This window comes from Streptomyces sp. NPDC007264, assembly GCF_042869095.1.
Classification (GTDB): domain Bacteria; phylum Actinomycetota; class Actinomycetes; order Streptomycetales; family Streptomycetaceae; genus Streptomyces.
The window spans coordinates 496,984-520,610 of record NZ_JBIAFD010000001.1; the positions used below are offsets into that span (position 1 = coordinate 496,984).

A 23,627-nucleotide genomic window follows, 5' to 3' on the forward strand; every position below is an offset into this window, starting at 1 on the left:
AGGCACCGATGCCGACTAGAAGATGCCCCGGTAGCCCTGCCAGCCGGTGGCGATCCTCACGCGCGGCCCGAACGACTCCTTGCCGTCACCGTTGTTGCGGTACAGATCGCCCGCCGTGTCCCGCTCGACGAGGTCGTTCTTCCCGTCGCCGTCGCCGACGACGGCGTTGTACGACCCGCCCCAGTTCGAGAAGACCTTCACACGGTCCCTCAGCAGACCCGTCCCCGTGCCGCTGTAGCGATACAGGGTTCCGGCCCTGTCCCGCGCCAGCACATCGCCGTAGCCGTAGCCGTAGCCGTAGCTGTCGAGGTCTCCTGCGCCTACGATCTTCGTGTAGCCGGTCCATGCGGTACGGATCTTCTTGCCCGCCGCAAGCGACCCGTCGCTCCGTGCGGCGAACAGGTAGACGTCACCGGTGGACTTCTTGCGGGCGAGCAGGTTGGGGCGACTGTCGCCGGTCAGGTCACCCGGGACGGTGAGGCTGTCGTAGGCGTTCCAGCCGGTGCCGAGCGAGGTGTACGGCGTGAACGTCTTCGGCAATCTCGTTCCCGGCCCGGACGGGGAAGCACGCCTGTCCGATGCCCGAGCCCCAGCGTCACGATCCCCCAAGTCGACTGACGCTACAGCCCCTTCGAAGCTGCCAACGACAGCTTCGAGCCATTCATGGGAAGTCCGCGCGGCTCGCGGCCCCCGCACCCGGTTGACGGTCGCGCCAGGCGTCGTAGCCCGACTCCGCCACGTGCAGCGCTCGGCAGGCCCGCTGCACCGAATACCCTTCGCCGGCCATCACTCGGTGGCCTCGACCGCCTATTGGGGAGGTGGTCTCCCCGAGTAGTTCCGATGCCCACCGGCGGACGGCCAGTTCGCCTCGAGCTCTGCGATCCGCTTGCGTGCTGCTGTCAGTTCCGACTGCCCATGGCTTGGGACACCGGGCATCTGCCCGGAGCCGGTCAGATTCTGGCGCCGCCAGAGATAGATGGTCGGACCCATTGAACCTGGGTACCACCTCTACCCAACCCGGAACGGTTCACTGCGGCAGAAGGATGTCGGCGCCTGAAGTTCGCGGCGTGCGTTCCTCAGTGTTCTCCGTGTCTTCCCGTGGTCCTGGCACGGTTTTGGCTTGTCTGACGAGGTGTCTGCCACGGGACGCGGCATCACGTGATCAACGGGACATTCGAGGCGTACGGCGGGCGTCGGGCGGGTCCATGTTTCGCTCTTGCCGATACCCGGCTCCGCTTTATCTGTCGATGACCGTCAGCCTCAGGCTTCGCTCAATTCGCACGCATTTGCTTGACCTTGGGGCATGCCATGCGTGAATGTTTTGTCCATGTCAGCTCCCAACGGGGGAGAGGCGGTGAAGGGATGGACATGCTTCTCGGTATAAGGCGTGTTGCAGCTTCGACCGCTGCGGCACTGCTGGTCGTACTGGGCATGGGGAGTGGCGTAGCAGTCGCTGACGACACGCCCACTGACACGAGCGTCACAATCCACACCGAACCGCCGCAGGAGACCGACCCGGGTGACACGGATCTCGTGGACGTGCCCGCGGATCAGGTGGGGGTGGAACCTGACATCCCGGGCAGTGGGGACAGTGGCCCCGGTAACCACCCCGGTGGCGACTACTGCGACCGGCGGGCCGTCTATGCACCGACCTACAAGGGGGGAGACCAGCACAAGGGTGTCGGTGCGCCCCAGGCGAACACCAACAACACCAGCCACACCGCCAAGTCTACCTTCACTGCGGAGGTCTCCGGTACCGTCGGGGTGACGTACAGCGGACATCTGTCCGTGAGTGTCGAAAGCATGATCGCCAAGATCGAGGCCAAGTACGACGTGAGCTTGTCCGCTTCACTCACGGCGAAGTTGGGCAACGCCATATCTGTCGACACCCCGGCACACAAAATCACCCATGCCAAGTACGGCGTGTACCGTCTGCGGAATCAGGGCACGAGCTACGTCATCTACAGCAACTGCCAGACCTCCGCAAAGAACACTGTTACAAGTTACACCCCCCACTACGTCGGCTGGTACATTTGGGAGACGAACGCCTGATGGCGATAACTAGGCGATCAGTCGGCCTGACCGGCTGCATACTTTCCGTTTCCTTGGCTGCAGTCGGCTGCAGTTTCGATCACGACGACAGTTCCCCACCGAGCCGGAAAGGTCATGCGGTAAGCGCATCACCGACCAAAGTAACATCCGGCTCGAGCTCGGACCCTTACGCGCCGTCGGTTGAAAAGGTCCCGAAGGTTGCGTCGGATGGCATCACGGCCCTGGCGACAGATACCGCAGTCAAAGGCAATGCCGTCTACTCGATCCCTGGTGGTATCACGGCAGGGAAAACTCTCGCCATCGCGATCAACTGCCAAGGTCCGGGGCGACTCACCGTGCAGGTGAAACCAACCGGAATCTCCTTTCCCCTCCTTTGCGAAAAGGGAAAGGTCTTGCCGACCATGAACGAGATCCACATGAGTAAGAATTACTCCACGAGCTCGCTGGCATTTACTGCTGGGCAGAACGTCACGTGGTCTTTCGCAGTGGGATGGGATCCTCATCCGCCTGAACAGCAGTAGACCCGTGGCAGGCGTATAGCGGATCGAGGAGGTCGGCGGCGTCTTCATGACCAAGTAGGGCTCCGCCGTCGGTCGGTGCTGTCGGACGTCGCTGGTGGCGTCCTTGGCGAGCAGGTCCAAGGCGTCGTTGTGGAACCGGCGTTCGGCGTCGCGGCAGGGAGTGCTGAAGGAGGCGCGTTGCGCCTCGGCAAGATCGCATTTCAACAGGCCCATGGCGACGAACACGGCTTCCACTCCATGGCACCCGTTGTCCTTGAGGAACTGCTGGAGGACGTCCGTGTCGCCGCTTGCCCAGACGGGCTGGGGAGTCTCCCGCACGGCGGCGGGGTCATCGTGATCGACGGATCAAACCCCGTCGGCCCTGGCACGGCCTCACCGACGTGGCGGATCACCCGGGACTGTCCGAATCCAGGAGCGCAGTTTCCAGCAGACCACGACGGGGCCGAAGAGCATCGAAAGCATCCACAGACCCACGCTGGCGGGGGAGATCAGGTAGTACTCCCACCGTTCTGGAAGCAATGCCGGAAAAGCGATCACCAGCAAGAGAGCAAGCCATGTGCCCATCACCGTGAGCACGACTTTGGATACGATCACGGCCACCCGCATCGCGCCTCCACGTCTTCGATGTTCTCCGCCGACTGGTACGGCGACAAGGCCCCCGCCCGCGGAAGATCCGCAAGCAGGGGCCGTGACCGTCGCAGCCGTTACCGCCGGCTCGGCCCCACCAGCCCGCCGGCGCCGCGGACATCACTTCACCACGACGTTGTCCCCGGGCGACGTCGACGGCCCGGTGGTGGTGTTGCCGTAGTACACCCAGCGCCACGTACCCGTCTTGGATGCCTTCACGGTCGTCCTGAGATCACCCGAGCCGTTCGCGTACACCTTCTTCACCGTGGTGTAGGAGGCGGTGCCGTCAGGCTTGAACTGCAGGCTCACCAGGCGGCCTCCGTAGGAGGCGTACTTCCTGGTCTCCCAGTTGGCCCGCGTGACCTTTCCGGTCACGGTGATGGTCCTGCCCTTGGACACCGGTTCGGGCGAGGCGTTGACGGTCAGGTGGGAGTTGCGCTTGACGTGGACCGTCAGACCCTCGTCGTCGGTGTCACCACCGCCGCCCTCGAAGTACACCTCGGCCCCGACCTTCCAGGCCCCGGCCTCGCTGTTGCGCATGTCCCACACGCTCGGGTCGAAGTACATCGTCTCGTTGAAGTCGCAGACGCCCGAGCTCACCTTGATGCAGTCGCTCGTCTCGATGGCGTGCCACAGCCGATCACCCGCACCACCGCGGTACAGGAACACCGCCGGCCACTTCCACTTGTGAGTGGTCGCCATCCGGAAGGAGGCGGGCACCGCGACCTCCTTCGACACCCCGATCACGATCGGCTTGCCGCCGTTCACCTGGACACGGGTGAACGAGACCCCACCCTCGGCCGCCCCGGCCGGCACCGCGGCCACGGCCGTGAACACCGCCGCCGCACCACCGGCCACGACGACTCTCCAGACCTGCTTCCCCACCTGATCCCCCATCTCCGTACGGAAAGGCACCGAAGGCTCATCCCTCCAGCGCCTTACAGACAGCCGGCATCCACACGGGGTTGTACACCCGCGAATCACAATGGGGCATCAGACGATCCCCGCCTCCCGCCGAGGCGGAGAGGTCGGTGCGGTGCGGCGGGCGAAGCACCACGGGATCGTGTGGAAGTTCCGTACGGGAGCCGGAGCCCTGAGAACGCACGGCCCCATCGCCCTGACGGCCCGGAGACGGCCCAGAAGCAGCGAAAAGCCCCCTCCCGGCGGAGAACCCGCAGGCAGGGGGCTTGTTCAATGGGTGCCTACTTCTTCTTGCCCTGGTTCTTGACCGCCTCGATCGCCGCCGCGGCCGCCTCCGGGTCGAGGTAGGTGCCGCCGGGGGTGACCGGCTTGAAGTCGGCGTCCAGTTCGTAGGCCAGCGGGATGCCCGTCGGAATGTTCAGGCCCGCGATGTCGGCGTCCGAGATGCCGTCCAGGTGCTTGACGAGGGCGCGCAGGCTGTTGCCGTGGGCCGCGACCAGGACCGTGCGGCCGGCCAGCAGGTCCGGGACGATGCCGTCGTACCAGTACGGGAGCATGCGCTGGACGACGTCCTTCAGGCACTCCGTCCTCGGGCGCAGCTCCGGCGGGATCGACGCGTAGCGCGGGTCGCCGGACTGGGACCACTCGCTGCCGTCCTCGAGCGGCGGCGGCGGGGTGTCGTAGGACCGGCGCCACAGCATGAACTGCTCCTCGCCGAACTCGGCGAGCGTCTGCGCCTTGTCCTTGCCCTGGAGGGCGCCGTAGTGACGCTCGTTCAGGCGCCAGGAACGGTGGACCGGGATCCAGTGCCGGTCGCACGACTCCAGCGCGAGCTGCGCGGTGCGGATCGCGCGCTTCTGGAGGGAGGTGTGGACCACGGCGGGCAGCAGGCCGGCGTCCTTCAGCAGCTCACCGCCGCGGACGGCCTCCTTCTCGCCCTTCTCGTTCAGGTTGACGTCCACCCAGCCGGTGAACAGGTTCTTCGCGTTCCACTCGCTCTCGCCGTGGCGGAGGAGGATCAGCTTGTACGGTGCGTCGGCCATGGCCCCGAGCGTAATCGAACCCCTTGATCGCCCGCGCCGGTGCCCGACTGACGGACGCCGGCCTGCTCGGCCCGGCGACGGTGGACGGCATCTGTTAATCGGGTGGCCGCCCCCGACCCGGCGCTCGTAAGTTGTGCGTACTGCTTGTGCCGCTTACATCCGTGGGGGACCTCTCATGCCGCTCGCCACCCTCAGACATGCCGCCCGGCAGACCGTCTCCGGCCTGCCCCGCGAGTTCTGGTGGCTGTGGACCAGCACGCTCGTCAACCGGCTGGGGGCCTTCGTGGCCACCTTCATGGCGCTGTACCTGACCGTGGCCCGCGGGTACTCCGCCTCGTACGCCGGCCTCGTCGCCTCGCTGCACGGGCTCGGCGCGGTGATCTCCTCCCTCGGCGCGGGCGTGATGACCGACCGGCTCGGGCGGCGGCCGACCCTCCTCGTCGCCCAGGCGTCCACCGCGGTCTCCGTCGCCGTGCTCGGCTTCATGCGCGACCCGGTGGCGATCGCGGCCGTCGCCTTCCTGGTGGGGATGGCCGCCAACGCCTCCCGCCCCGCGGTGCAGGCGATGATGTCCGACATCGTCCGGCCCGAGGACCGGGTCCGCGCCTTCTCCCTCAACTACTGGGCGATCAACCTCGGTTTCGCCGTCTCCTCCATGGCCGCGGGCTTCATCGCCGAGTTCAGCTATCTCGCCGGGTTCCTGATCGAGGCGGGGATGACGATGCTCTGCGCGATCGTCGTCTTCGCGAAGCTGCCCGAGTCGCGGCCGGTGCGGGTCGACAAGGAGGCGGCCGAGGACGTGCGCCTGGGCAGTGTGCTGCGCGACGGCCGCTTCATGAGCGTGGTCGGGCTGTCCTTCCTGGTCGCGCTCGTCTTCCAGCAGGGCTTCGTGGGGCTGCCGGTGGCGATGGGCCGGGCCGGGTTCACGCCCGCGGACTACGGCCTGGCGATCGCCGTCAACGGTGTGCTGATCGTCGCGCTGCAGATCCCGGTCACCCGCGTCATCGAGCACCGCGACCAGCGCCGGCTCCTGGTGGTGTCGTCCATGCTGGCGGGGTACGGCTTCGGGCTGACCGCCTTCGCCGGGTCGGTCGGCGTCTTCGCGCTGACGGTGTGCGTGTGGACACTGGCGGAGATCGTCAACGCGCCGACCCAGATCAGCCTCGTCGTGCGCCTCTCGCCGGTGCACGGGCGCGGCCGCTATCAGGGCATGTACACCCTGTCGTGGTCGGTGGCCTCCCTGGTCGCCCCGCTGATGTCCGGTCTCGTCATCGACCGGTTCGGTGCCGTGTGGCTGTGGGGGCTGTGCGCCGTGGTGGGTACGGGGGCCGCGGTCGGGTACGGGGCGCTGATGCGCCACCTCCCGGCGCAGGAGCCGGCGGCGGGGGCGCGGGCGGCCGCGGCCGGGAGCGAGGTCGGCGCGGCCTGAGCGAGGCGCCGCGAGGGGCCTTGCGGGGCCTCGCCGGGGGGCGGGTGCTGCGCCGGGAGTCAGCTTCCGGTGCGCTCGGTGCGCTCGGTGCTCTCGGTGCTCTCGGTGAGATGGCGGAACGCCTCCAGGTTGCGGGTCGGCTCACCGCGCGACACCCGCCAGGCGTACTCCTTGCGGATCGCGGACGCGAAGCCGAGTTCCAGAAGGGTGTTGAAACTGCCGTCGGCCGCCTCCAGGACGGAGCCCAGCAGCCGGTCGACCTCGTCCGCGGTGACGGCGGCCAGCGGCAGCCTGCCGGTCAGATAGATGTCGCCGAGCGGGTCGACGGCGTAACCGACCCCGTACAGCTTGAGGTTGCGCTCCAGCAGCCAGCGGTGGACGCCGGACTCGTTCTCGTCCGGGTGCCGGATCACGAAGGCGTTGAGGGAGAGGGAGTGCCTGCCGACGATCAGCGAGACGGTCGTCGACAGCTTGCGCGTCCCGGGGAGCTTCACCACGTACGAGCCGGCCTGCGGACTCTCCCACTCCAGTTCGGCGTCCTCGAGGGCCTCTTCGATGACGTGTGACGCCGCTTGCTGTGCCTCAGACATGCTGGGAGCGTACGCGACGGGTCACGGCGGGAGCCGGGCCCGCAGGGCGCGACGGCGTCGGCTCGAGCGGCCGGTCGCCGTGCGCGGTACGGATGTCAGCCGGGGTGCGTGCGCACCCGGCGCCGGTGGGACTGCATGGCCGCCGTGTACACCTCCGCCGTCGCGGAGGCGGACGTGCCCCAGCCGAAGGACTGGGCGTGCCGGGCCGCGGCCTCGCCCATGCGGTCGGACAGCCCCGGGTCGTCGGCGAAGGCGCGCAGCAGGCGCGCGTAGGCGGCGGGGTCGTGGCCCGCTACGAGGAATCCGGTGCGCCCGTCCCGGACGGCGACCGGCAGCCCGCCGACCGCGGCCGCGAGCACCGGCGTACCGGTCGCCTGCGCCTCGATGGCGACGAGCCCGAAGGACTCGCTGTACGACGGCATGACCAGCACGGACGCGGCGCGGAACCAGTCGGCGAGCTCGTCCTGCCGGACCGGCGGGCGGAAGCGCACGACATCCGCGATGCCCAGCCGCGCGGCGAGCTTCTGCAGACCCTCGGGTTTGGCGAGGCCGCTGCCGCTGGGCCCGCCGACGACGGGGACAACCAGGCGGGAACGCAGTTCGGGGCGCTGGTCGAGAAGCACGGCGACGGCCCGCAGCAGCACGTCGGGCGCCTTGAGCGGCTGTATGCGCCCCGCGAACAGAGGGACGAGCGCGTCCTGCGGAAGCCCGAGCCGGGCCCGGGCGGCGGCCCGGCCGTCGGCGGGGCGGAAGCGTTCCAGGTTCACGCCCGGGTGCACGACGGCGACCTTGGCCGGATCGGCCGCATAGTGCTGTACGAGCTCGGCGGCCTCTTCGGCGGTGTTGGCGACCAGCCGGTCGGCGGCGGCCACGATCTGGGTCTCGCCGATGACGCGGGCGGCGGGCTCGGGGGTGTCGCCCGCGGCGAGGGCGGCGTTCTTGACCTTGGCCATGGTGTGCATGGCGTGCACCAGAGGGGTGCCCCAGCGTTGGGCGGCGAGCCAGCCGACGTGCCCGGAGAGCCAGTAGTGGGAGTGCACCAGGTCGTAGTGGCCGGGCCGGTGGCCGGCCCACGCCTGCATCACGCCGTGCGTGAAGGCGCACAGCTGGGCGGGGAGGTCCTCCTTGGCGAGGCCCTCGTAGGGGCCGGCGTCGACGTGCCGCACGAGGACGCCGGGCACGAGTTCGACGGTCGGCGGCAGCGCGGCCGTGGTCGCCCGGGTGAAGATCTCGACCTCGATGTTGATCGCGGCCAGGCGCCGGGCCAGCTCCACGATGTAGACGTTCATGCCGCCCGCGTCGCCCGTGCCCGGCTGGTGGAGCGGGGAGGTGTGCACGGAGAGCATCGCCACGCGGCGGGGCCTGCGGTGCGGCAGGCGGAGCCGCGGGGGAACTGCCGGGGAGCGACGCCCGAGCCTGCTGACGTACTGGCTCACGTGGCGTCCTCCTTGCTGCGGGCATGCCGGTCGGGGCGGCGCGGCGTGCAGCGCGTGCAGCGCCCCCTCAGCCAGTGCGAACGCCGGAGCCGGGCGCTCCATTTCCCGCCCGAGCGGCTTTACCGAATCATTGCCATCTGTCGCTCAACCGTTCGAGCCTCTCTTCGGTGCGCTCGTCTGCTCTCCCTGCCGCGCCGGGCCCCCGGTCCTGCCCGTGGGACGACGAGGGGCCCGGCGCGCGGCCGGGCCCCTCGTCGTCGTGCTCGTCGTGCTCGTCGTGCTCGTGGTGCTCGTGGTGCTCGTGGTGCTCGTGGTCGTGCCGGGTGTTCTCCCGCCCCGTCGGATCGTCCGCGTCCGCCGTCAGCCGCACTGGCACGGCGCGCCGGACTGGCACCCGCACCCGCAGCCGGAGCCGCAGCCGCACGCGCCGACCAGCGGCAGGCTCTTGATCTCGATGGGCTGTTCGGTCTCGCGCTGCTGCGTGGGGTCGGGCGTGCTGGGGGTCTCGGCCATGGGGCCCTCCTCGAGGCTGTCGAGACTGGTGCCTGTGCCCATTTCATGCCCGGCCCGCCAGGCGCATCAACGGCGCACAGGCGCTTGCACGCGCCCCGGTCAGGCGCCCTCGGCCCCCGTCGCCGGCTGGATCTCCGACTGGAGGTCGTCCGCGTGCTCGCCCGTCACCAGGTACACCACGCGCTTGGCCACGGCGACCGCGTGGTCGGCGTAGCGCTCGTAGTAGCGGCCCAGCAGGGTGACGTCCACGGCGGTCTCGATGCCGTGCTTCCAGCGGTCGTCCATCAGGTGCTGGAAGAGCGTGCGGTGCAGGAGGTCCATGTCGTCGTCGTCCTGCTCCAGTTGGAGTGCCAGGTCGACGTCCTTGGTGACGATGACCTCGGCCGTCTTCGCCATCAGGCGCTGTGCGAGCTGGCCCATCTCCAGGATGGTGGCGTGCAGGTCGTGCGGAACGGCGCGTTCCGGGAAGCGCAGCCGGGCCAGCTTCGCGACATGCTGGGCCAGGTCGCCCGAGCGCTCGAGGTCGGCGCTCATGCGCAGCGAGGTGACGACGATGCGCAGGTCCGTCGCCACCGGCTGCTGGCGGGCGAGCAGCGCTATGGCGCGCGCCTCCAGGTCGTGCTGGAGATCGTCGACCTTCTTGTCGCCCTCGATCACCGACTCCGCCAGCTTCAGGTCGGAGTCGAGGATGGCGGTCGTGGCGCGCCCGATCGCCGACCCGACGAGCCGGGCCATGTCGACCAGGCCCTCGCCGATCGAGTCAAGTTCCTCGTGGTACGCGTCCCGCATCAGGGTGTCCCTCTCTCACGTCTCTTCGGGGCCCGGAGGCCGGGGCCGGGGCCCGTCGTCGCCATGGCCGACACGGCGGACACGGCGCTCCACGCACCCCACGCTCCCACGTTCCGGTCCGTACGCGTCGGTTTCCGTCACCCCGAATGAACCAATACTGGCTCCAAGGTGAACTCTGGGCGACGAGTGTTCGAGGTCGCACTCCGATGGCTTCGGCCAGGGGTCAGGGCGTGCCTAACCTGGACGCATGGACGTGAACGCGGCGGTCGCCGCAGCGGCAGCGATCGCCGGAGTGCTCACCGGCGTCATCGCCATGCTGGCGTTCCGTTGGAGCGAGCGTGACCAGAAACGCCCTACCCGCACCTCCCTGCACACCGACCCGGTGCTTCCCCCGGGCGTGGACACGGTGCTGTCCGTGCTGCGGTCCTCGGCGGTCGTGCTCGACGAGGCCGACGCCGTCGTGAAGGCCAGCTCCGCCGCGTACGCCCTCGGCCTGGTGCGCGGAGGCAGGCTCTCCGTCGAGCCGATGCTCCAGATGGCACGCGACACCCGGCGGGACGGTGAGATACGGCAGGTCGAGCTGGACCTGGCGCGCCGGGGCGCCGGGCGCGGCGGCGAGGCGCTCGCCGTGTCCGCGCGCGTGGCCCCTCTCGGCTCCCGGCTGGTGCTGCTGCTCGTCGAGGACCTCACCGAGGCCCGACGCATCGAGGCGGTGCGCCGCGACTTCGTCGCCAACGTCAGCCATGAGCTGAAGACCCCGGTGGGCGCCCTGTCGCTGCTCTCCGAAGCCGTGATGGACGCCTCCGACGACCCCGAGGCCGTGGAGCGCTTCGCGGGCCGGATGCAGGTCGAGGCGACCCGGCTGACCAACCTCGTGCAGGAGCTCATCGACCTGTCGCGGGTGCAGAACGACGACCCCCTGGAGGACGCCGAGTCCGTGCGCGTCGACGAGCTCGTCGCCGAGGCCGTCGACCGCTGCCGGCACGCCGCCTCCACCAAGCAGATCACCATGGCCTCGAACGTGCGGGCGCCCGAAGCGCTCGATCACGGGAGCGGCGGGCGGCGGGCGGGAGGCGGCGCCCACCTGTACGTGTGGGGCCACCGGGGCCAGCTGGCCGCCGCCCTCGGCAACCTCGTCGAGAACGCCGTCAACTACTCGCCCGCCCGCACCCGCGTCGGCATCGCCGCCCGCCGCGTGTCCGCGCCCGGTGGCGACATGATCGAGATCGCCGTGACCGACCAGGGCATCGGCATCTCCGACAAGGACAAGGAGCGCATCTTCGAGCGCTTCTACCGCGTCGACCCGGCCCGCTCCCGTGCCACGGGGGGCACGGGGCTCGGGCTGGCGATCGTCAAGCACGTGGCCGCCTCGCACGGCGGGGAGGTCACGGTGTGGAGCTCCGAAGGACAGGGCTCCACCTTCACCCTGCGGCTGCCGGAGGCGGGTGCCGCCCGTGACCGCGCGACCGACCATCCGTTCGACCTCGACGAAGACGAGGACGGCCGGCCCGACGGCACGACCACCGTCTCATCCCCGTACGAACCGCTTCCCGCCCCGGAGGTCCTTCCGTGACCCGAGTGCTCGTCGTCGAGGACGAGGAGTCCTTCAGCGACGCTCTGTCCTACATGCTCCGCAAGGAGGGCTTCGAGGTCGCCATCGCGACCACGGGGCCCGACGGTCTCGACGAGTTCGAGCGCAACGGCGCCGACCTCGTCCTGCTCGACCTGATGCTGCCGGGGCTGCCCGGCACGGAGGTCTGCCGGCAGCTGCGCGGCCGCTCCAACGTCCCGGTGATCATGGTGACCGCCAAGGACAGCGAGATCGACAAGGTGGTCGGGCTGGAGATAGGAGCGGACGACTACGTCACCAAGCCGTTCTCCTCGCGCGAGCTGGTCGCCCGGATCCGGGCCGTGCTGCGCCGCCGCGGCGAGCCCGAGGAGGTGGCGCCGGCCGCCCTGGAGGCCGGGCCGGTGCGCATGGACGTCGACCGCCACGTGGTCACGGTGTCCGGGTCCAAGGTCGACCTGCCGCTGAAGGAGTTCGACCTCCTGGAGATGCTGCTGCGCAACGCCGGCCGTGTGCTGACCCGTATGCAGCTCATCGACCGCGTCTGGGGTGCCGACTACGTGGGCGACACCAAGACCCTCGACGTCCACGTCAAGCGTCTGCGCGCCAAGATCGAGCCGGACCCGGGTGCCCCGCGCTACCTGGTGACCGTCCGGGGCCTCGGCTACAAGTTCGAGCCGTAGGCCGCACGCGCGCGTAGCGCACGTACCGCACGCACCGCGTGTACCGCGTGTACCGCACGTACCGTACGACGAAGGGCGGCGCCCCCTGCGAGGGGGGGCGCCGCCCTTCGTCGTGCGGGTGCGGCGGGGAGGCCGTCAGCCGGCCGTGCCGGCGGCGGTGGACGTCGAGGTCGCCTTGCCGGTCGGGGTGCCGGTGGTCTCCGTGCTCGGGCTGGAGGCCGCGGTCTCCGTGGCGGTGGGCGACGGGATGTTGCTGGGGCCCCACTGGTCGAAGTAGCCCTCGGCCGGGACGACGAACGCCCGCAGGCTCACGTCGCCGGCCTTGCTGAAGCTGAACGTGATCTTCTGCGCGTTGCCGTCCTGGACGGCCTCGCGGCTGCTCTGGATCACGGCGGAGGCGTTGCCCTTGCCGCCGATCACCAGGGAACCGTGGGCCGGGACGGTGAGCTTGCCCGTGCCCGAGGCGGGGGTGAGGTCGGCGGTCTTGCCGGTCCCGTCGAGCGCGACGGAGTCCAGCGTCTGGGCGGAGCCGCTGTTGTTGAAGACGGTCGCCGAGATCACGGCCGGGCCGGTGGACTGCGGGTCGGGCTGGGTGACGACGATGGCGTTCTGGATCTTGATGTCCCCGACGCTCGTCGCCGCGTTGTCCGGCTTGATCTGGAGGGTCTCGCTGTCGTTGCCGGCCCCGCACGCGGCGAGAGAGGAGATGGAGAACGCGATGGCGGCGGCGGCGAGGGCGCCGCGTCGAAGGCTGCTGCTCACGGCGGCGGCAACTCCTTGAACGTGGGCGGAGCAGGGCGACCTCCTGATAAAGCCGCCCTAAGTGTCTGTCAGCGGCCTTAGGGTACCGAGCCGCCCTTCCGCCGCCGCACCCGACCCTCCCCAAGCCCCAGGCTTCCCCCGAGCAGGGGTACCCCCGGCCGGGAGGCAGGGGAAGGGCGCCCCGCCTCGGCGCGCCCTTCCCCTGGTCCCCCCATCAGCCGTTTTGACCTGTGCATGCTCTGGCATTCGCATAAGTGCCGCCACTCGCACTCGCGGATTTCCGGTAAGGAATGCGTGGCGGTACCGAAAACCGATCAGGGGACAACAACGGGATCGCCGAGCGGCTTGATCAATTCGGGATTCGTCTCGTACCCGACTCCGAACGCCGAACGGAGTAGCGCGGGGCGAGCGTTTGGAGACGGACAAACAGGGGCGTTCCCGGCATCGCCGGAGCCCCTCGATGCGTGTAACGTGCGGGTTTCACCCCGCCCGCAGAGCCGCTCCGACCTGCGAATACCCTGTTCCGCTCCCCCCTCGAAGCACGTTCCTTGCGCGGTTGTCAAGCCCTGAGATATGCCCTGACCTGCGAAAACGCCATTCAGAAGACGCGGTTTCCGTGTTACCCTGGATAGCCACGGAAGGGGTACCTGTCACATGACGTTCAAGGTTGGCGACACCGTGGTCTATCCCCATCACGGGGCCGCGCTGATCGAGGCCATCGAAACTCGCCAGATCAAAGGCGTGGACAAGACCTACTTGGTGCTGAAGGTCGCCCAGGGCGACCTGACGGTGCGTGTGCCAGCGGACAATGCGGAGTTCGTCGGCGTGCGTGATGTGGTCGGTCAGGACGGGCTGGACCGGGTCTTCGAGGTGCTGCGCGCGCCGTACGCCGAGGAGCCCACGAACTGGTCGCGTCGCTACAAGGCAAATCTGGAGAAGCTCGCCTCCGGCGACGTCATCAAGGTCGCGGAAGTCGTGCGTGACCTGTGGCGTCGTGAGCGGGAGCGGGGACTGTCCGCCGGCGAGAAGCGCATGCTCGCCAAGGCCCGGCAGATCCTCGTGAGCGAACTCGCCCTCGCGGAGAACACGAACGAGGACAAGGCCGAGGCCCTGCTCGACGAGGTGCTCGCGTCCTGACGCCCTTCCGCCCCGCCCGCCTTCCCTGCCGGGAACGCGGCGGACGGACCGGCGCACAACACGCATGTACATGCCGCGGTGCCCGATGACGAAGTAGCCGTCGCCGGGCGCTGCGGCATGTTCGCACCCGGCAGGCCGACGTCGGTGTGGCCCTGCCGAGACGCGAGACCGCGCCCGGATGCGGTACGCCGACGGGCGACCCCGATACTTGGCGTGCAGAGCCGGGCGGCCCGGCTCGACCGGAAGTCACGGAAGGGTCCGGTCGAGGCTCGCCCCCGGCGCGTCCCACGCTCTCGGCTCGCCTCGAGCGGAGGACACCCCCAGGCCAATACCCACCCCGGCCGAGCGCACAAACCTGACAGGAACCGATGTCTGACGATTCGCGCCCTTCGCCCACCGCAGTGCCCACCGCGGTCGTGATTCCGGCCGCCGGCCGGGGGGTACGCCTCGGCCCGGGCGCCCCCAAGGCGCTGCGTACGCTGCACGGCACGCCCATGCTCATCCACGCCCTGCGCGCGATGGCCGCCTCCCGCGCCGTCTCGCTGGTGGTCGTGGTGGCCCCGCCCGACGGGGTCGCCGAGGTCAAGTCCCTGCTCGACGCGTACGCGCTGCCCGGAGGCACCTCCGGCGGCAGCTGGGGGAGCACGGACTTCCTGGTGGTGCCCGGCGGGGACTCGCGCCAGGAGTCCGTGCGGCTCGGCCTCGACGCGCTGCCGCCGCAGTACGGCATCGTCCTGGTCCACGACGCGGCCCGCCCGCTCGTCCCGGTGGAGACCGTGGACGCGGTGATCGAGGCGGTACGGGACGGCGCGCCGGCGGTCGTGCCGGCGCTGCCGCTCGCCGACACCGTCAAGGAGGTCGAGCCGGCGGTCGTGCCCGGCGGCCCGGAACCCGTCCTCGCCACGCCCGACCGCTCCCGGCTGCGCGCGGTGCAGACCCCGCAGGGCTTCGACCGCGCGACGCTGGTGAGGGCCCACGAGACGGTGAAGGACAACGTCACGGACGACGCCGGCATGGTGGAGCAGCTGGGGCTGCCGGTCGTGGCGGTCCCGGGCCACGAGGAGGCGTTCAAGGTCACCCGGCCCCTGGACCTGGTCCTCGCGGAGGCGGTCCTGGCACGCAGGAGGCTGACCGATGGGTTCTGACGCGCCGCTGCTGCCCCAGGTCGGCATCGGCACCGACATCCACGCCTTCGAGGAGGGGCGGGAGCTGTGGTGCGCCGGCCTGAAGTGGGAGGGCGAGGGGCCCGGCCTCGCGGGCCACTCGGACGCGGACGTGGTCGCGCACGCCGCGTGCAACGCGCTCTTCTCGGCGGCCGGCCTGGGCGACCTGGGCCGGCACTTCGGCACCGGCCGCCCCGAGTGGTCGGGCGCGTCGGGGGTCACGCTCCTGACGGAGGCCGCGCGGATCGTGCGGGCGGCCGGATTCCGGATCGGGAACATCGCGGTGCAGGTCGTCGGCCCCCGGCCGAAGATCGGCAAACGCCGCGAGGAGGCGCAGAAGATCCTCTCCGAGGCGGCCGGGGCACCGGTCTCGGTCTCCGGCGCGACGACGGACGGCCTCGGCTTCCCGGGCCGCGACGAGGGACTGATGGCGATCGCCACGGCGCTGGTGGTGCGGGCGGGCTGACGCGGCGGGTGATGCGGGGCTCGTCGCGCGGGTGGTGCGGGGCTCGTCGTGCGGGTGAGGCGGGGGCGTGCGAGGGTACCCGGGGGGCGTCCAGCGACCGAGGTCCCGGAGGTGCCCATGTCGTCCGCCGTACTGTCCGACCGGCTCAAGGCCCTGCTCGACAGCCCCGTCTTCATCGTCGTCGGGACGATCCAGCCCGACGGCAGCCCGCAGCTCTCCCCGGTGTGGGTCAAACGGGACGGCGAACACGTCCTCTTCTCCACGACCGTCGACCGGCGCAAGAAGAAGAACCTGGACCGCGACCCCCGGGTGAGCGTCGTCGTCCAGGATCCCCGGTCGCCGTACGAGTACGCGGAGATCCGGGGGACCGCGGAGATGACGACGGAGGGCGGGGCGGGCCTCATCGACGAGTTGTCGCTGAAGTACACCGGCAAGAAGTACGCCGAGTTCAACCCCGCGTCGGGCCAGGACGCCGAGCGGGTGGTCGTACGGATCGTGCCGCGGAAGGTCGTCGGCCGCCTGTGACGTCCCCGCCGGCATCCGCGGCGTGCCGGACGTCACGAAATGAGGGACCCCGGCGGTCGGGGGCGTGAGGCACCGTCCGCGGCCCACTACCCTGGACGCGTGACTATTCGCCTGTACGACACCAGCGCCCGGCAGATCCGTGACTTCACCCCGCTCAAGCCCGGGTGCGTCTCGATCTACCTGTGCGGTGCCACCGTGCAGGCCGCACCGCACATCGGGCACATCCGCTCGGGCCTCGACTTCGACATCATGCGCCGCTGGTTCGAGTACCGCGGCTACGAGGTCACGTTCATCCGGAACGTCACGGACATCGACGACAAGATCATCGCGAAGTCGGCCGACGAGGGCCGCCCCTGGTGGGCGATCGGGTACGACAACGAGCGCGCCTTCAACGAGGGCTACGACGCGCTCGGATGCCTGCCGCCGACGTACGAGCCGCGGGCCACGGGGCACGTGACCGAGATGGTCGAGATGATGCGCACGCTCATCGAGCGCGGCCACGCCTACGAGGCCGACGGGAACGTGTACTTCGACGTGCGCTCCTTCCCCGGGTACCTGGAGCTGTCCAACCAGGAGCTGGAGAACCTCCAGCAGCCCTCCGGGGCCGGGGAGACCGGCAAGCGGGACCCGCGCGACTTCGCCATGTGGAAGGCCGCCAAGCCGGGGGAGCCGACCTGGGAGACGCCGTGGGGACGCGGGCGGCCCGGCTGGCACCTGGAGTGCTCCGCCATGGCGCACAAGTACCTGGGCAGCGCCTTCGACATCCACGGCGGCGGGCTCGACCTCGTCTTCCCGCACCACGAGAACGAGATCGCCCAGGCCAAGGCGTTCGGCGACGAGTTCGCCCGGTACTGGGTGCACAACGCGTGGGTCACCATGAGCGGCGAGAAGATGTCGAAGTCGCTCGGCAACTCCGTCCTGGTGCGCGAGATGGTCAAGCAGTGGCGGCCCATCGTCCTGCGCTACTACCTCGGCACCCCGCACTACCGCTCGATGATCGAGTACAGCGAGGAGGCCCTGCGCGAGGCGGAGTCCGCGTTCGCGCGGATCGAGGGCTTCATGCAGCGCGTCGTGGAGAAGGCCGGCGGCACCGTCGAGCCCGCCGACGAGGTGCCGCCCGCCTTCGCCGAGGCGATGGACGACGACCTGGGCGTCCCGCAGGCACTCGCGGTCGTGCACACCACCGTCCGGCAGGGCAACAGCGCGCTGGCCGCCGACGACAAGGAGGCCGCCGTGGCCCGGCTCGCCGAGGTGCGCGCCATGCTCGGCGTCCTCGGCCTCGACCCGCTCGACCCCCGGTGGGTCGGCGACGGCGACCGCGGCGAGGAGCTGCACGGGGTCGTCGACAGCCTCGTGGGCATGGTGCTCCAGCAGCGGGAGGCGGCCCGTGCCCGCAAGGACTGGGCCACCGCGGACGCCATCCGTGACCAGCTGGGTCAGTCGGGCCTCGTCATCGAGGACAGCCCCCAGGGCCCGCGCTGGTCGCTCGGCCCGCGCTGACCACTCCTCGGCCCGCGGCCCGGGCGCTTCCCGGCGGGCCGCGGACCGGCCTTGATCGATTGTGCCGCCCGGCCCTCCGGGCGGCACACTGCAGACATACGTACGGCATTCTCAACAGACGGGTAGGTCATGGCCGCGAACAACCGCCGCATGTCCGGCAAGAAGGGCGCGCAGGTCGGCAGCGGCGGCAAGCGGCGCCGGGGCCTCGAGGGCAAGGGGCCCACTCCGCCCGCCGAGATGCGCAAGGGACACGCCAAGCAGCGCGCCGCCCAGGCGCGGGTGCGCGGCGCCCAGGGCCGCCCCCAGCGCCGTACGGGCGGCAAGGCGTCGTCCGAGCTGGTCGTGGGGCGCAACCCGGTCGTCGAGGCGCTCCGCGAGGGCGTGCCCGCGTCCACGCTCTACGTCCAGCAGTTCGTGGACAACGACGAGCGGGTGCGTGAGGCGCTGCAGCTCGCGGCCGAGCGCGGCGGCATCAACCTCATGGAGGCCCCGCGCCCGGAACTGGACCGGATGACGGGCGGGCTCAACCACCAGGGCCTCGTCCTCCAGGTCCCGCCGTACGAGTACGCGCACCCGGAGGATCTCGCCGACGCCGCCTACGACGAGGGCGAGGACCCGCTGATCGTCGCCCTGGACGGGGTCACGGATCCGCGGAACCTGGGCGCGGTGGTCCGTTCCGTGTCCGCCTTCGGCGGCCACGGCGTCGTCGTGCCCGAGCGGCGCGCGGCCGGAATGACCGCGGGGGCGTGGAAGACGTCCGCGGGCGCGGCCGCCCGTACGCCCGTCGCGCGGGCCACCAATCTGACGCGCGCCCTGGAGGCGTACAAGAAGGCCGGGATCACGGTCGTCGGACTCGCCGCCGACGGGGAGGCCGAACTCGGCGCGCTGGAGGCCCTCGACGGGCCGGTCGTCATCGTCGTCGGCAGCGAGGGCAAGGGGCTGTCGCGGCTCGTCGGTGAGACGTGCGACGTCCGGGTGCGGATTCCGATGCCGGGCGGCGCCGAGTCGCTCAACGCCGGTGTGGCCGCGGGGATCGTGCTGTACGAGGCGGCCCGCAGACGCGCCTGACTCCGACGCCTGCGGGCGTTCGAGCAACCGTTTGGGTGGTCGCCCGTACGGGGTGATCCGGTCGTACAGGGCAAGCTTGACGGGGTCCGGACAGATCCACGCGGTCAAGGCAGTGTCCTAACCACACGTCACTCGGTTAGATGAGTGTGGAGACCAGAACACCCCGCACATCCACGGGGGGCCGCTCGTCGGGATTCGACGACACTCCCGCCCTGAGCATGGTGAAGGTGCCGTGCGACCCGGCGCAGGTCGTCGTCAACCATGCGAGCTTCCGTGTGCAGTTGGGCGGACCGGCACGGCGCGCGCAGTCCCCGCGCGTCGCACGGCACATGAGCGCCGCGCAGGACACCGCGCGCCTGCCCGCCGTCGGTACGGCGGGCGGCGCCGTCACGGGCGGCCGCCGGCGGCCCGTCGTCTGGAGCGGCAGGTCCGCACCCGACGACAGCGGCGCCCACCGGCTGCTGCAGGCCGCGCGGAGCGCGAGCGTGCGCCACGGCGAGGAGCCGGCCCTCGACGCGGGCGCGACCCAGGTCCTTCCGCGCATCGGTGCCGACGACCTCCCAGGAGCCGGCGGCTACGACGACCTGAGCGCACGGACCGCCGGGCCCTCGCCCTTCGCCGGCCCGCGCGGCCACGACGTGGGCGGGACACGGCTGCTGCCGCAGATGCGGAGCTCCGGCAGCGCGTACGACGAAGACCTCCAGGAGGAGCTCGCCCACCGCGACTCCTACGGCGGGCCCGCCTACGGGGGCCCCGTCCACGGCGAATCGGCCTACGGCGAACCGGACCACCGGGACCGGGAGTTGCTGGTCGAGACCGGGAGCGGGGAGCCGGGGCCGCGGGCCAGGCGGCACGGCGGAGACCCGGTGCGGCACGCCTACTACCCCGGCCGCCGCATGAACCTCGGCGTGGTGCTGCTGCCCCTCCGGATCTTCCTCGGCTCCATCTCCTTCTACTCCGGCATGGGCAAGCTCTGCGACCCCGTCTTCTTCGACGGCGGCAAGCGGGGATCCATGGTCACGTGGCTCACCGGGCTGCACCCCTGGGAACCCGCCGAGCCACTGCGGCAGTTCGCGCTCCACCACCCCGTGGGCACCGGTCTCGCCGTCGCCTTCCTCCAGGTGATCGTGGGCGTGTTCACCGTGCTGGGCCTGTGGCAGCGGGTCGCGGCCGGGGTCGGGGCGACGCTGTCGGCCGCACTGATCGTCACCGTCAGCTGGCGGACGGCGTCCGCCTACGACACGCCCGACATCATCTATCTCGCCGCCTGGTCCCCGCTGATCATCGCCGGGGCGCCGGTGTACTCGGTGGACGGCCGGCTCGCCGGCAGCGCCTGGCGCCGGCTCGGCCCGCGCGCGGACATCTGGGAGTTGCGGCGGTACGTGCTGCGCCGGGGCGTGCTGGTGACGGCGGTCGTGTCCGGGCTGACGCTGCTGACCGGGTCGATGCTCGGCGGCGCGGTGCGGGACGCGGACCGGGTGGTGGTCCCGGGGCCCGGCGAGGCGCCGCGCAACGAGCTGCCGGGTTCGCCGCTGCCCGAGACACCGGCGAAGGACCGGCACGGGGCGAGCCCCTCGGCCTCGCAGCCGTCGGCCACGCAGGGCGCGACGTCGTCACCGTCGAGCGCGGCCACGACACCGGACACGGCGGGCGCGACGGGCACCGGCGCGGGCGCGGCCACGGGCGGGCGGCCGAGCCAGACCCAGGGCACCACGGGCCGACTGCCCTCGGGGGACTCGGCGCCGGCTCGGCAGGCCCCGAGCACCAGCGCGGGCCCGTCGTCCTCGGGAGGCGGCGGCACCGGCACCGGCGGCCCGACGGGCGGTGCGGGCAGCGGCGGAGGCGGCAGCTCGGGAGGCTCGGACCGTCTGGTGGGCGGACTGCTGGGGTGACCGCGCGGCACGGGGCGCCAGCCCGCGTGCACGCCTTGCCGAAGGGGCCCCGCACACGGTGTGCGGGGCCCCTTCAGCGGTGCATGCCAGGAGAGGGCGCGGCGTGGGTGGGGCCGCCGTCCGGCGCGGCGTCAACGCCCCATTGCCGCCAGTTCCCTCGCCGCCTCGGTGAGGTCCTTCGCCGTGTCGATGGCCCGCCAGTACGCGCCCTGCGGAATCGGAAAGCCCGCGAGACGGCGCTCCCGGGCCAGCCGGGGGAAGGTGGTCCGCTCGTGGTCGCCGCGCTCGGGGAGCAGGGTGGCGAACTCGGCGGAGAAGACGTACACGCCCGCGTTGACCTCGAAGGTCACCGGCGGGGCCTCGATGAAGTCGGTGACGCGGCCGAAGCCGTCCGTCTTGACGGCGCCCCAGGGAATGCGCGGACGTGCCAGCGCGAGGGTGCCGACCGCGTCGCGCTCGGCGTGGAAGTCCGCCATGTCGCGGAGCGAGAACCGGGTCCAGATGTCGCCGTTCGTCGCGTACCAGGGCCTGTCGGGGTGGGGGAGGTGCCGGGCGGCGTACCGCAGCCCGCCGCCGCGGCCGAGCGGCTCCGTCTCCACCACGGTGGTGACGCGTACCGGCAGATCGGCCGAGTCCAGCCAGTTCTGCAGGACGTCGGCGAGATGACCGCACGAGACCACGACGTCGGTGACACCCTCTTCGGCGAGCCAGGTGAGCTGGTGGCCGATGATCGGGGTCCCGGTGCCGGGGATCTCCACCATCGGCTTGGGCCGGTCGTCGGTGTACGGACGCAGCCGTGAGCCCTGGCCGCCGGCCAGGATGACGGCTTGAACGGGGCGCGAGGCGGCGTTCGGATCGCTCATGACCGAACTGTACGTCGCGCCCCGTCGGTGCCTTCGCCCGCCCGGCAGGGGTTCGCCGCCGGAGGCGGGACGTCAGCCGTGCCGGGCCGAGACGCCCGAGGCGAAGGACGTGTCGCAGACCGGGCGGGCGAAGGACTGGGCGCGCGAGGGACCGTACACGCGGACCGCGGCGCGGCCCAGCGCGCGGGCGATGGACGCGCAGTGCCTCGCCAGCGAGGGCCGGCCGTTGACGGCCTGCTGGAGGTGCGTGAGCGCGACGCCCGGGTTCTTCTCCTGGAGCTCCAGCAGAAGCCGGTCGCGCAGCACGTCCTGCGGGGCGCGGGACGAGGCGCGCGTCGAGACGACCGCCGAGGAAGCTTCCGAGGCGGCGAGGACCGAGTCCGAGGGGCTCCCCGACCAGTTGACGCGGGTGACCGCCAGTGTCCCGGACAGCACCAGGACGACGGGCAGAACGAGGGCGAGGGTGCGGCCGACCCGGTGGGCGGGGCCACGGCCGCGCCGTGTCCGTGGAGTAGTGGAATGCTTCACGCGAGTGAGAGTAGCGCGGTGTAGTGATTTGGCGACATTTAGTCACCGGTTCGAGGGACGAGAAACCCCGGATTTCGGGGTAGGGGGTTGACGCGGCCGATCGAAATGCCCTCTGTGCCGGGGTATTTGGCGAGCGCGGCAAGGGCCCCGCGGTCCACCGCGGGGCCCTTGCCGTCGATCCCGGTCTCAGTCGGAGAGGCGTTCGCCCGTCGACGTCGAGAACACGTGGGTCTCGCCCGGGCGCGGCACGACGTGCAGCTGCGCGCCCTTCTCCGGCACCTGGCGGCCGCCCACGCGGACGACCAGGTCCTTGGTCTGGTCGCCCACCTCGGCGCTGCCGTAGACGTAGCCGTCGGCGCCGAGCTCCTCCACGACGTTCACGGACACGGCCAGGCCGGCCGGGGCGTCGTCGGTGTCCTTGGACAGGGACGAGGCGGCGGCCCCGCCCAGCTCGACCACGTCGAAGTGCTCGGGGCGGACGCCGACGGTGACCGTGCGGTCGCCCCGGTCGGCGGCGGCCTTCAGGGCCTCACGGCTGACCGGCACTACGCTGTTGCCGAACTTCACGCCGCCGTCGGTGATCGGGACCTCGACGAGGTTCATGGCCGGGGAGCCGATGAAGCCGGCGACGAACAGGTTGGCCGGGCGGTCGTACATGTTCCGCGGCGAGTCCACCTGCTGGAGGAGCCCGTCCTTCAGCACGGCCACGCGGTCGCCCATCGTCATGGCCTCGACCTGGTCGTGGGTGACGTACACCGTGGTGATGCCGAGGCGGCGCTGGAGCGAGGCGATCTGGGTGCGGGTGGAGACGCGGAGCTTGGCGTCGAGGTTGGACAGCGGCTCGTCCATGAGGAACACCTGCGGCTCGCGCACGATGGCGCGGCCCATGGCGACCCGCTGGCGCTGACCGCCGGAGAGCGCCTTCGGCTTGCGGTCCAGGTACTCGGTGAGGTCGAGGATCTTGGCGGCCTCCTCGACCTTCTGCCGGATCTCCGCCTTCGACACGCCGGCGATCTTGAGCGCGAAGCCCATGTTGTCGGCGACCGACATGTGCGGGTAGAGCGCGTAGTTCTGGAACACCATGGCGATGTCCCGGTCCTTGGGCGGCAGGTGCGTCACATCCCGCTCGCCGATGCGGATGGCTCCGGAGTTGACGTCCTCGAGCCCCGCCAGCATGCGGAGCGAGGTGGACTTGCCGCAGCCGGACGGGCCGACCAGGACGAGGAACTCCCCGTCCTCGATCTCGATGTCGAGCGCGTCGACGGCGGGCTTGTCGGAACCCGGGTAGATCCGGGTCGCCTTGTCGAACGAGACAGTGGCCATGACGAAAGGGCCCCCTTCACCGGCAGGAACGTGCCGGACGATCCGTTGTAAAGGTGGTTGCCACTACGGGGTTCCGTGGTGGTGTAGTCCACAAGGGTGAACTGGCTCAGGACGGTACCCGGCGTTCGCCTCTCCTGTCAGCGTCTGGAGGGTGGTGAACTTCTGGAAATTTGGACAGGCGGTAGAGCACCGCTCTTTTGACCATGCGCGAGGCTTCCTGCTTCACTGC

Annotated in this window: 25 protein-coding genes; 12 read left to right on the top strand and 13 right to left on the bottom strand. The window is 70.8% G+C overall.

Going from position 1 to position 23,627, the window contains the following annotated elements; all coding sequences use genetic code 11:
• Positions 1–15: 15 nt before the first annotated feature.
• Positions 16–540: a hypothetical protein gene (locus ACFYMU_RS02210; RefSeq protein WP_388366759.1), complete on the bottom strand. Its 525-nt coding sequence runs from the start codon at positions 538–540 to the stop codon at positions 16–18.
• A gap of 822 nt (positions 541–1,362) precedes the next feature.
• On the opposite strand from ACFYMU_RS02210, the gene ACFYMU_RS02215 reads away from it, so the two are divergent.
• Together ACFYMU_RS02215 and ACFYMU_RS02220 are read left to right on the top strand one after the other, a co-directional pair.
• Positions 1,363–2,052, top strand: coding sequence for a hypothetical protein (locus ACFYMU_RS02215; RefSeq protein WP_388366761.1), 690 nt, complete (start codon positions 1,363–1,365; stop codon positions 2,050–2,052).
• Between the two features lie 53 nt (positions 2,053–2,105).
• Positions 2,106–2,573 (top strand): hypothetical protein, encoded by a 468-nt coding sequence (locus ACFYMU_RS02220; protein ID WP_388366763.1) that lies wholly within the window; start codon positions 2,106–2,108, stop codon positions 2,571–2,573.
• Between the two features lie 372 nt (positions 2,574–2,945).
• Here the strand turns inward: ACFYMU_RS02220 and ACFYMU_RS02225 are convergent, their stop codons facing one another.
• From ACFYMU_RS02225 to ACFYMU_RS02235, 3 genes are all read right to left on the bottom strand, one after another.
• The gene (locus ACFYMU_RS02225) at positions 2,946–3,179 is read right to left on the bottom strand and encodes a hypothetical protein (protein ID WP_388366765.1); all 234 of its coding nucleotides are present in this window, start codon (positions 3,177–3,179) and stop codon (positions 2,946–2,948) included.
• 141 nt (positions 3,180–3,320) lie between these two features.
• Positions 3,321–4,085 (bottom strand): hypothetical protein, encoded by a 765-nt coding sequence (locus ACFYMU_RS02230; protein ID WP_388366959.1) that lies wholly within the window; start codon positions 4,083–4,085, stop codon positions 3,321–3,323.
• A 317-nt stretch (positions 4,086–4,402) separates the two neighbouring features.
• Positions 4,403–5,164 carry a phosphoglyceromutase gene (locus tag ACFYMU_RS02235; protein ID WP_388366767.1) on the bottom strand — a complete coding sequence of 254 codons (762 nt, stop codon included), beginning with the start codon at positions 5,162–5,164 and terminating at the stop codon, positions 4,403–4,405.
• Between the two features lie 175 nt (positions 5,165–5,339).
• Here ACFYMU_RS02235 and ACFYMU_RS02240 point away from each other — a divergent pair, with 175 nt between their 5' ends.
• Positions 5,340–6,593 carry an MDR family MFS transporter gene (locus ACFYMU_RS02240; RefSeq protein ID WP_388366769.1) on the top strand — a complete coding sequence of 418 codons (1,254 nt, stop codon included), beginning with the start codon at positions 5,340–5,342 and terminating at the stop codon, positions 6,591–6,593.
• Between the two features lie 59 nt (positions 6,594–6,652).
• On the opposite strand, the gene ACFYMU_RS02245 is transcribed toward ACFYMU_RS02240, so the two are convergent.
• The 5 genes from ACFYMU_RS02245 to phoU form a co-directional block, all read right to left on the bottom strand.
• The gene (locus ACFYMU_RS02245; RefSeq protein ID WP_388366771.1) at positions 6,653–7,183 is read right to left on the bottom strand and encodes a YbjN domain-containing protein; all 531 of its coding nucleotides are present in this window, start codon (positions 7,181–7,183) and stop codon (positions 6,653–6,655) included.
• Positions 7,184–7,278: 95 nt separating this feature from the next.
• A complete protein-coding gene (mshA, locus tag ACFYMU_RS02250; RefSeq protein WP_388366773.1) occupies positions 7,279–8,619 on the bottom strand; it encodes a D-inositol-3-phosphate glycosyltransferase in 1,341 nt (446 codons plus the stop codon).
• A gap of 127 nt (positions 8,620–8,746) precedes the next feature.
• Positions 8,747–8,995, bottom strand: coding sequence for a hypothetical protein (locus ACFYMU_RS02255; protein ID WP_388366775.1), 249 nt, complete (start codon positions 8,993–8,995; stop codon positions 8,747–8,749).
• A complete protein-coding gene (locus tag ACFYMU_RS02260; RefSeq protein WP_388366777.1) occupies positions 8,980–9,132 on the bottom strand; it encodes a hypothetical protein in 153 nt (50 codons plus the stop codon). The genes ACFYMU_RS02255 and ACFYMU_RS02260 overlap by 16 nt, the downstream gene beginning before the upstream one ends.
• 99 nt (positions 9,133–9,231) lie before the next feature.
• Complete coding sequence (gene phoU, locus ACFYMU_RS02265) at positions 9,232–9,921, bottom strand: phosphate signaling complex protein PhoU (protein WP_388366779.1); 690 nt, start codon at positions 9,919–9,921, stop codon at positions 9,232–9,234.
• Between the two features lie 247 nt (positions 9,922–10,168).
• Between phoU and ACFYMU_RS02270 the strand changes: the two genes are divergently transcribed.
• Both ACFYMU_RS02270 and ACFYMU_RS02275 read left to right on the top strand, forming a co-directional pair.
• On the top strand, positions 10,169–11,494 hold the full coding sequence (locus ACFYMU_RS02270; RefSeq protein WP_388366781.1) for a sensor histidine kinase: 1,326 nt from the start codon (positions 10,169–10,171) through the stop codon (positions 11,492–11,494).
• Complete coding sequence (locus tag ACFYMU_RS02275) at positions 11,491–12,171, top strand: response regulator transcription factor (protein ID WP_043441515.1); 681 nt, start codon at positions 11,491–11,493, stop codon at positions 12,169–12,171. The genes ACFYMU_RS02270 and ACFYMU_RS02275 overlap by 4 nt, the downstream gene beginning before the upstream one ends.
• 135 nt (positions 12,172–12,306) lie before the next feature.
• Here ACFYMU_RS02275 and ACFYMU_RS02280 read toward each other — a convergent pair whose 3' ends face one another.
• Positions 12,307–12,933 (bottom strand): DUF461 domain-containing protein, encoded by a 627-nt coding sequence (locus ACFYMU_RS02280; RefSeq protein WP_388366783.1) that lies wholly within the window; start codon positions 12,931–12,933, stop codon positions 12,307–12,309.
• A gap of 654 nt (positions 12,934–13,587) precedes the next feature.
• Here ACFYMU_RS02280 and ACFYMU_RS02285 point away from each other — a divergent pair.
• The 7 genes from ACFYMU_RS02285 (at position 13,588) to ACFYMU_RS02315 (ending at position 20,684) form a co-directional block, all read left to right on the top strand.
• Entirely contained in the window at positions 13,588–14,070 is a 483-nt protein-coding gene (locus ACFYMU_RS02285; RefSeq protein ID WP_003953493.1) for a CarD family transcriptional regulator, read from the top strand.
• Positions 14,071–14,438: 368 nt separating this feature from the next.
• Positions 14,439–15,215 (top strand): 2-C-methyl-D-erythritol 4-phosphate cytidylyltransferase, encoded by a 777-nt coding sequence (ispD, locus tag ACFYMU_RS02290; RefSeq protein ID WP_388366785.1) that lies wholly within the window; start codon positions 14,439–14,441, stop codon positions 15,213–15,215.
• Positions 15,205–15,699, top strand: a complete 495-nt coding sequence (gene ispF / locus ACFYMU_RS02295; protein ID WP_388366787.1) for a 2-C-methyl-D-erythritol 2,4-cyclodiphosphate synthase — start codon at positions 15,205–15,207, stop codon at positions 15,697–15,699. The genes ispD and ispF overlap by 11 nt, the downstream gene beginning before the upstream one ends.
• A 117-nt stretch (positions 15,700–15,816) precedes the next feature.
• Positions 15,817–16,224 carry a PPOX class F420-dependent oxidoreductase gene (locus ACFYMU_RS02300; protein WP_388366789.1) on the top strand — a complete coding sequence of 136 codons (408 nt, stop codon included), beginning with the start codon at positions 15,817–15,819 and terminating at the stop codon, positions 16,222–16,224.
• Between the two features lie 99 nt (positions 16,225–16,323).
• Positions 16,324–17,724: a cysteine--tRNA ligase gene (gene cysS, locus ACFYMU_RS02305; protein WP_388366791.1), complete on the top strand. Its 1,401-nt coding sequence runs from the start codon at positions 16,324–16,326 to the stop codon at positions 17,722–17,724.
• Positions 17,725–17,853: 129 nt separating this feature from the next.
• Complete coding sequence (gene rlmB / locus ACFYMU_RS02310; protein WP_388366793.1) at positions 17,854–18,792, top strand: 23S rRNA (guanosine(2251)-2'-O)-methyltransferase RlmB; 939 nt, start codon at positions 17,854–17,856, stop codon at positions 18,790–18,792.
• A 140-nt stretch (positions 18,793–18,932) separates the two neighbouring features.
• Complete coding sequence (locus tag ACFYMU_RS02315; protein ID WP_388366795.1) at positions 18,933–20,684, top strand: DoxX family membrane protein; 1,752 nt, start codon at positions 18,933–18,935, stop codon at positions 20,682–20,684.
• Between the two features lie 131 nt (positions 20,685–20,815).
• Here the strand turns inward: ACFYMU_RS02315 and ACFYMU_RS02320 are convergent, their stop codons facing one another.
• From ACFYMU_RS02320 to ACFYMU_RS02330, 3 genes are all read right to left on the bottom strand, one after another.
• Positions 20,816–21,547, bottom strand: a complete 732-nt coding sequence (locus tag ACFYMU_RS02320) for an NDP-sugar synthase (RefSeq protein WP_388366797.1) — start codon at positions 21,545–21,547, stop codon at positions 20,816–20,818.
• Between the two features lie 72 nt (positions 21,548–21,619).
• On the bottom strand, positions 21,620–22,075 hold the full coding sequence (locus tag ACFYMU_RS02325; RefSeq protein WP_388366799.1) for a hypothetical protein: 456 nt from the start codon (positions 22,073–22,075) through the stop codon (positions 21,620–21,622).
• 186 nt (positions 22,076–22,261) lie between these two features.
• Positions 22,262–23,398, bottom strand: coding sequence for an ABC transporter ATP-binding protein (locus ACFYMU_RS02330; protein ID WP_388366801.1), 1,137 nt, complete (start codon positions 23,396–23,398; stop codon positions 22,262–22,264).
• Positions 23,399–23,627: the final 229 nt, after the last annotated feature.

Bases quoted from the DNA above. Each gene is read 5' to 3' on its own strand.
- ACFYMU_RS02215 (WP_388366761.1), top strand. From the start codon at position 1,363: ATGGACATGCTTCTCGGTATAAGGCGTGTTGCAGCTTCGACCGCTGCG.
- ACFYMU_RS02225 (WP_388366765.1), bottom strand. From the start codon at position 3,179: ATGCGGGTGGCCGTGATCGTATCCAAAGTCGTGCTCACGGTGATGGGC.
- ACFYMU_RS02235 (WP_388366767.1), bottom strand. From the start codon at position 5,164: ATGGCCGACGCACCGTACAAGCTGATCCTCCTCCGCCACGGCGAGAGC.
- ACFYMU_RS02240 (WP_388366769.1), top strand. From the start codon at position 5,340: ATGCCGCTCGCCACCCTCAGACATGCCGCCCGGCAGACCGTCTCCGGC.
- ACFYMU_RS02245 (WP_388366771.1), bottom strand. From the start codon at position 7,183: ATGTCTGAGGCACAGCAAGCGGCGTCACACGTCATCGAAGAGGCCCTC.
- ACFYMU_RS02260 (WP_388366777.1), bottom strand. From the start codon at position 9,132: ATGGCCGAGACCCCCAGCACGCCCGACCCCACGCAGCAGCGCGAGACC.
- phoU (WP_388366779.1), bottom strand. From the start codon at position 9,921: ATGCGGGACGCGTACCACGAGGAACTTGACTCGATCGGCGAGGGCCTG.
- ACFYMU_RS02270 (WP_388366781.1), top strand. From the start codon at position 10,169: ATGGACGTGAACGCGGCGGTCGCCGCAGCGGCAGCGATCGCCGGAGTG.
- ACFYMU_RS02285 (WP_003953493.1), top strand. From the start codon at position 13,588: ATGACGTTCAAGGTTGGCGACACCGTGGTCTATCCCCATCACGGGGCC.
- ispD (WP_388366785.1), top strand. From the start codon at position 14,439: ATGTCTGACGATTCGCGCCCTTCGCCCACCGCAGTGCCCACCGCGGTC.
- ispF (WP_388366787.1), top strand. From the start codon at position 15,205: ATGGGTTCTGACGCGCCGCTGCTGCCCCAGGTCGGCATCGGCACCGAC.
- ACFYMU_RS02300 (WP_388366789.1), top strand. From the start codon at position 15,817: ATGTCGTCCGCCGTACTGTCCGACCGGCTCAAGGCCCTGCTCGACAGC.
- rlmB (WP_388366793.1), top strand. From the start codon at position 17,854: ATGGCCGCGAACAACCGCCGCATGTCCGGCAAGAAGGGCGCGCAGGTC.
- ACFYMU_RS02315 (WP_388366795.1), top strand. From the start codon at position 18,933: ATGAGTGTGGAGACCAGAACACCCCGCACATCCACGGGGGGCCGCTCG.
- ACFYMU_RS02320 (WP_388366797.1), bottom strand. From the start codon at position 21,547: ATGAGCGATCCGAACGCCGCCTCGCGCCCCGTTCAAGCCGTCATCCTG.
- ACFYMU_RS02330 (WP_388366801.1), bottom strand. From the start codon at position 23,398: ATGGCCACTGTCTCGTTCGACAAGGCGACCCGGATCTACCCGGGTTCC.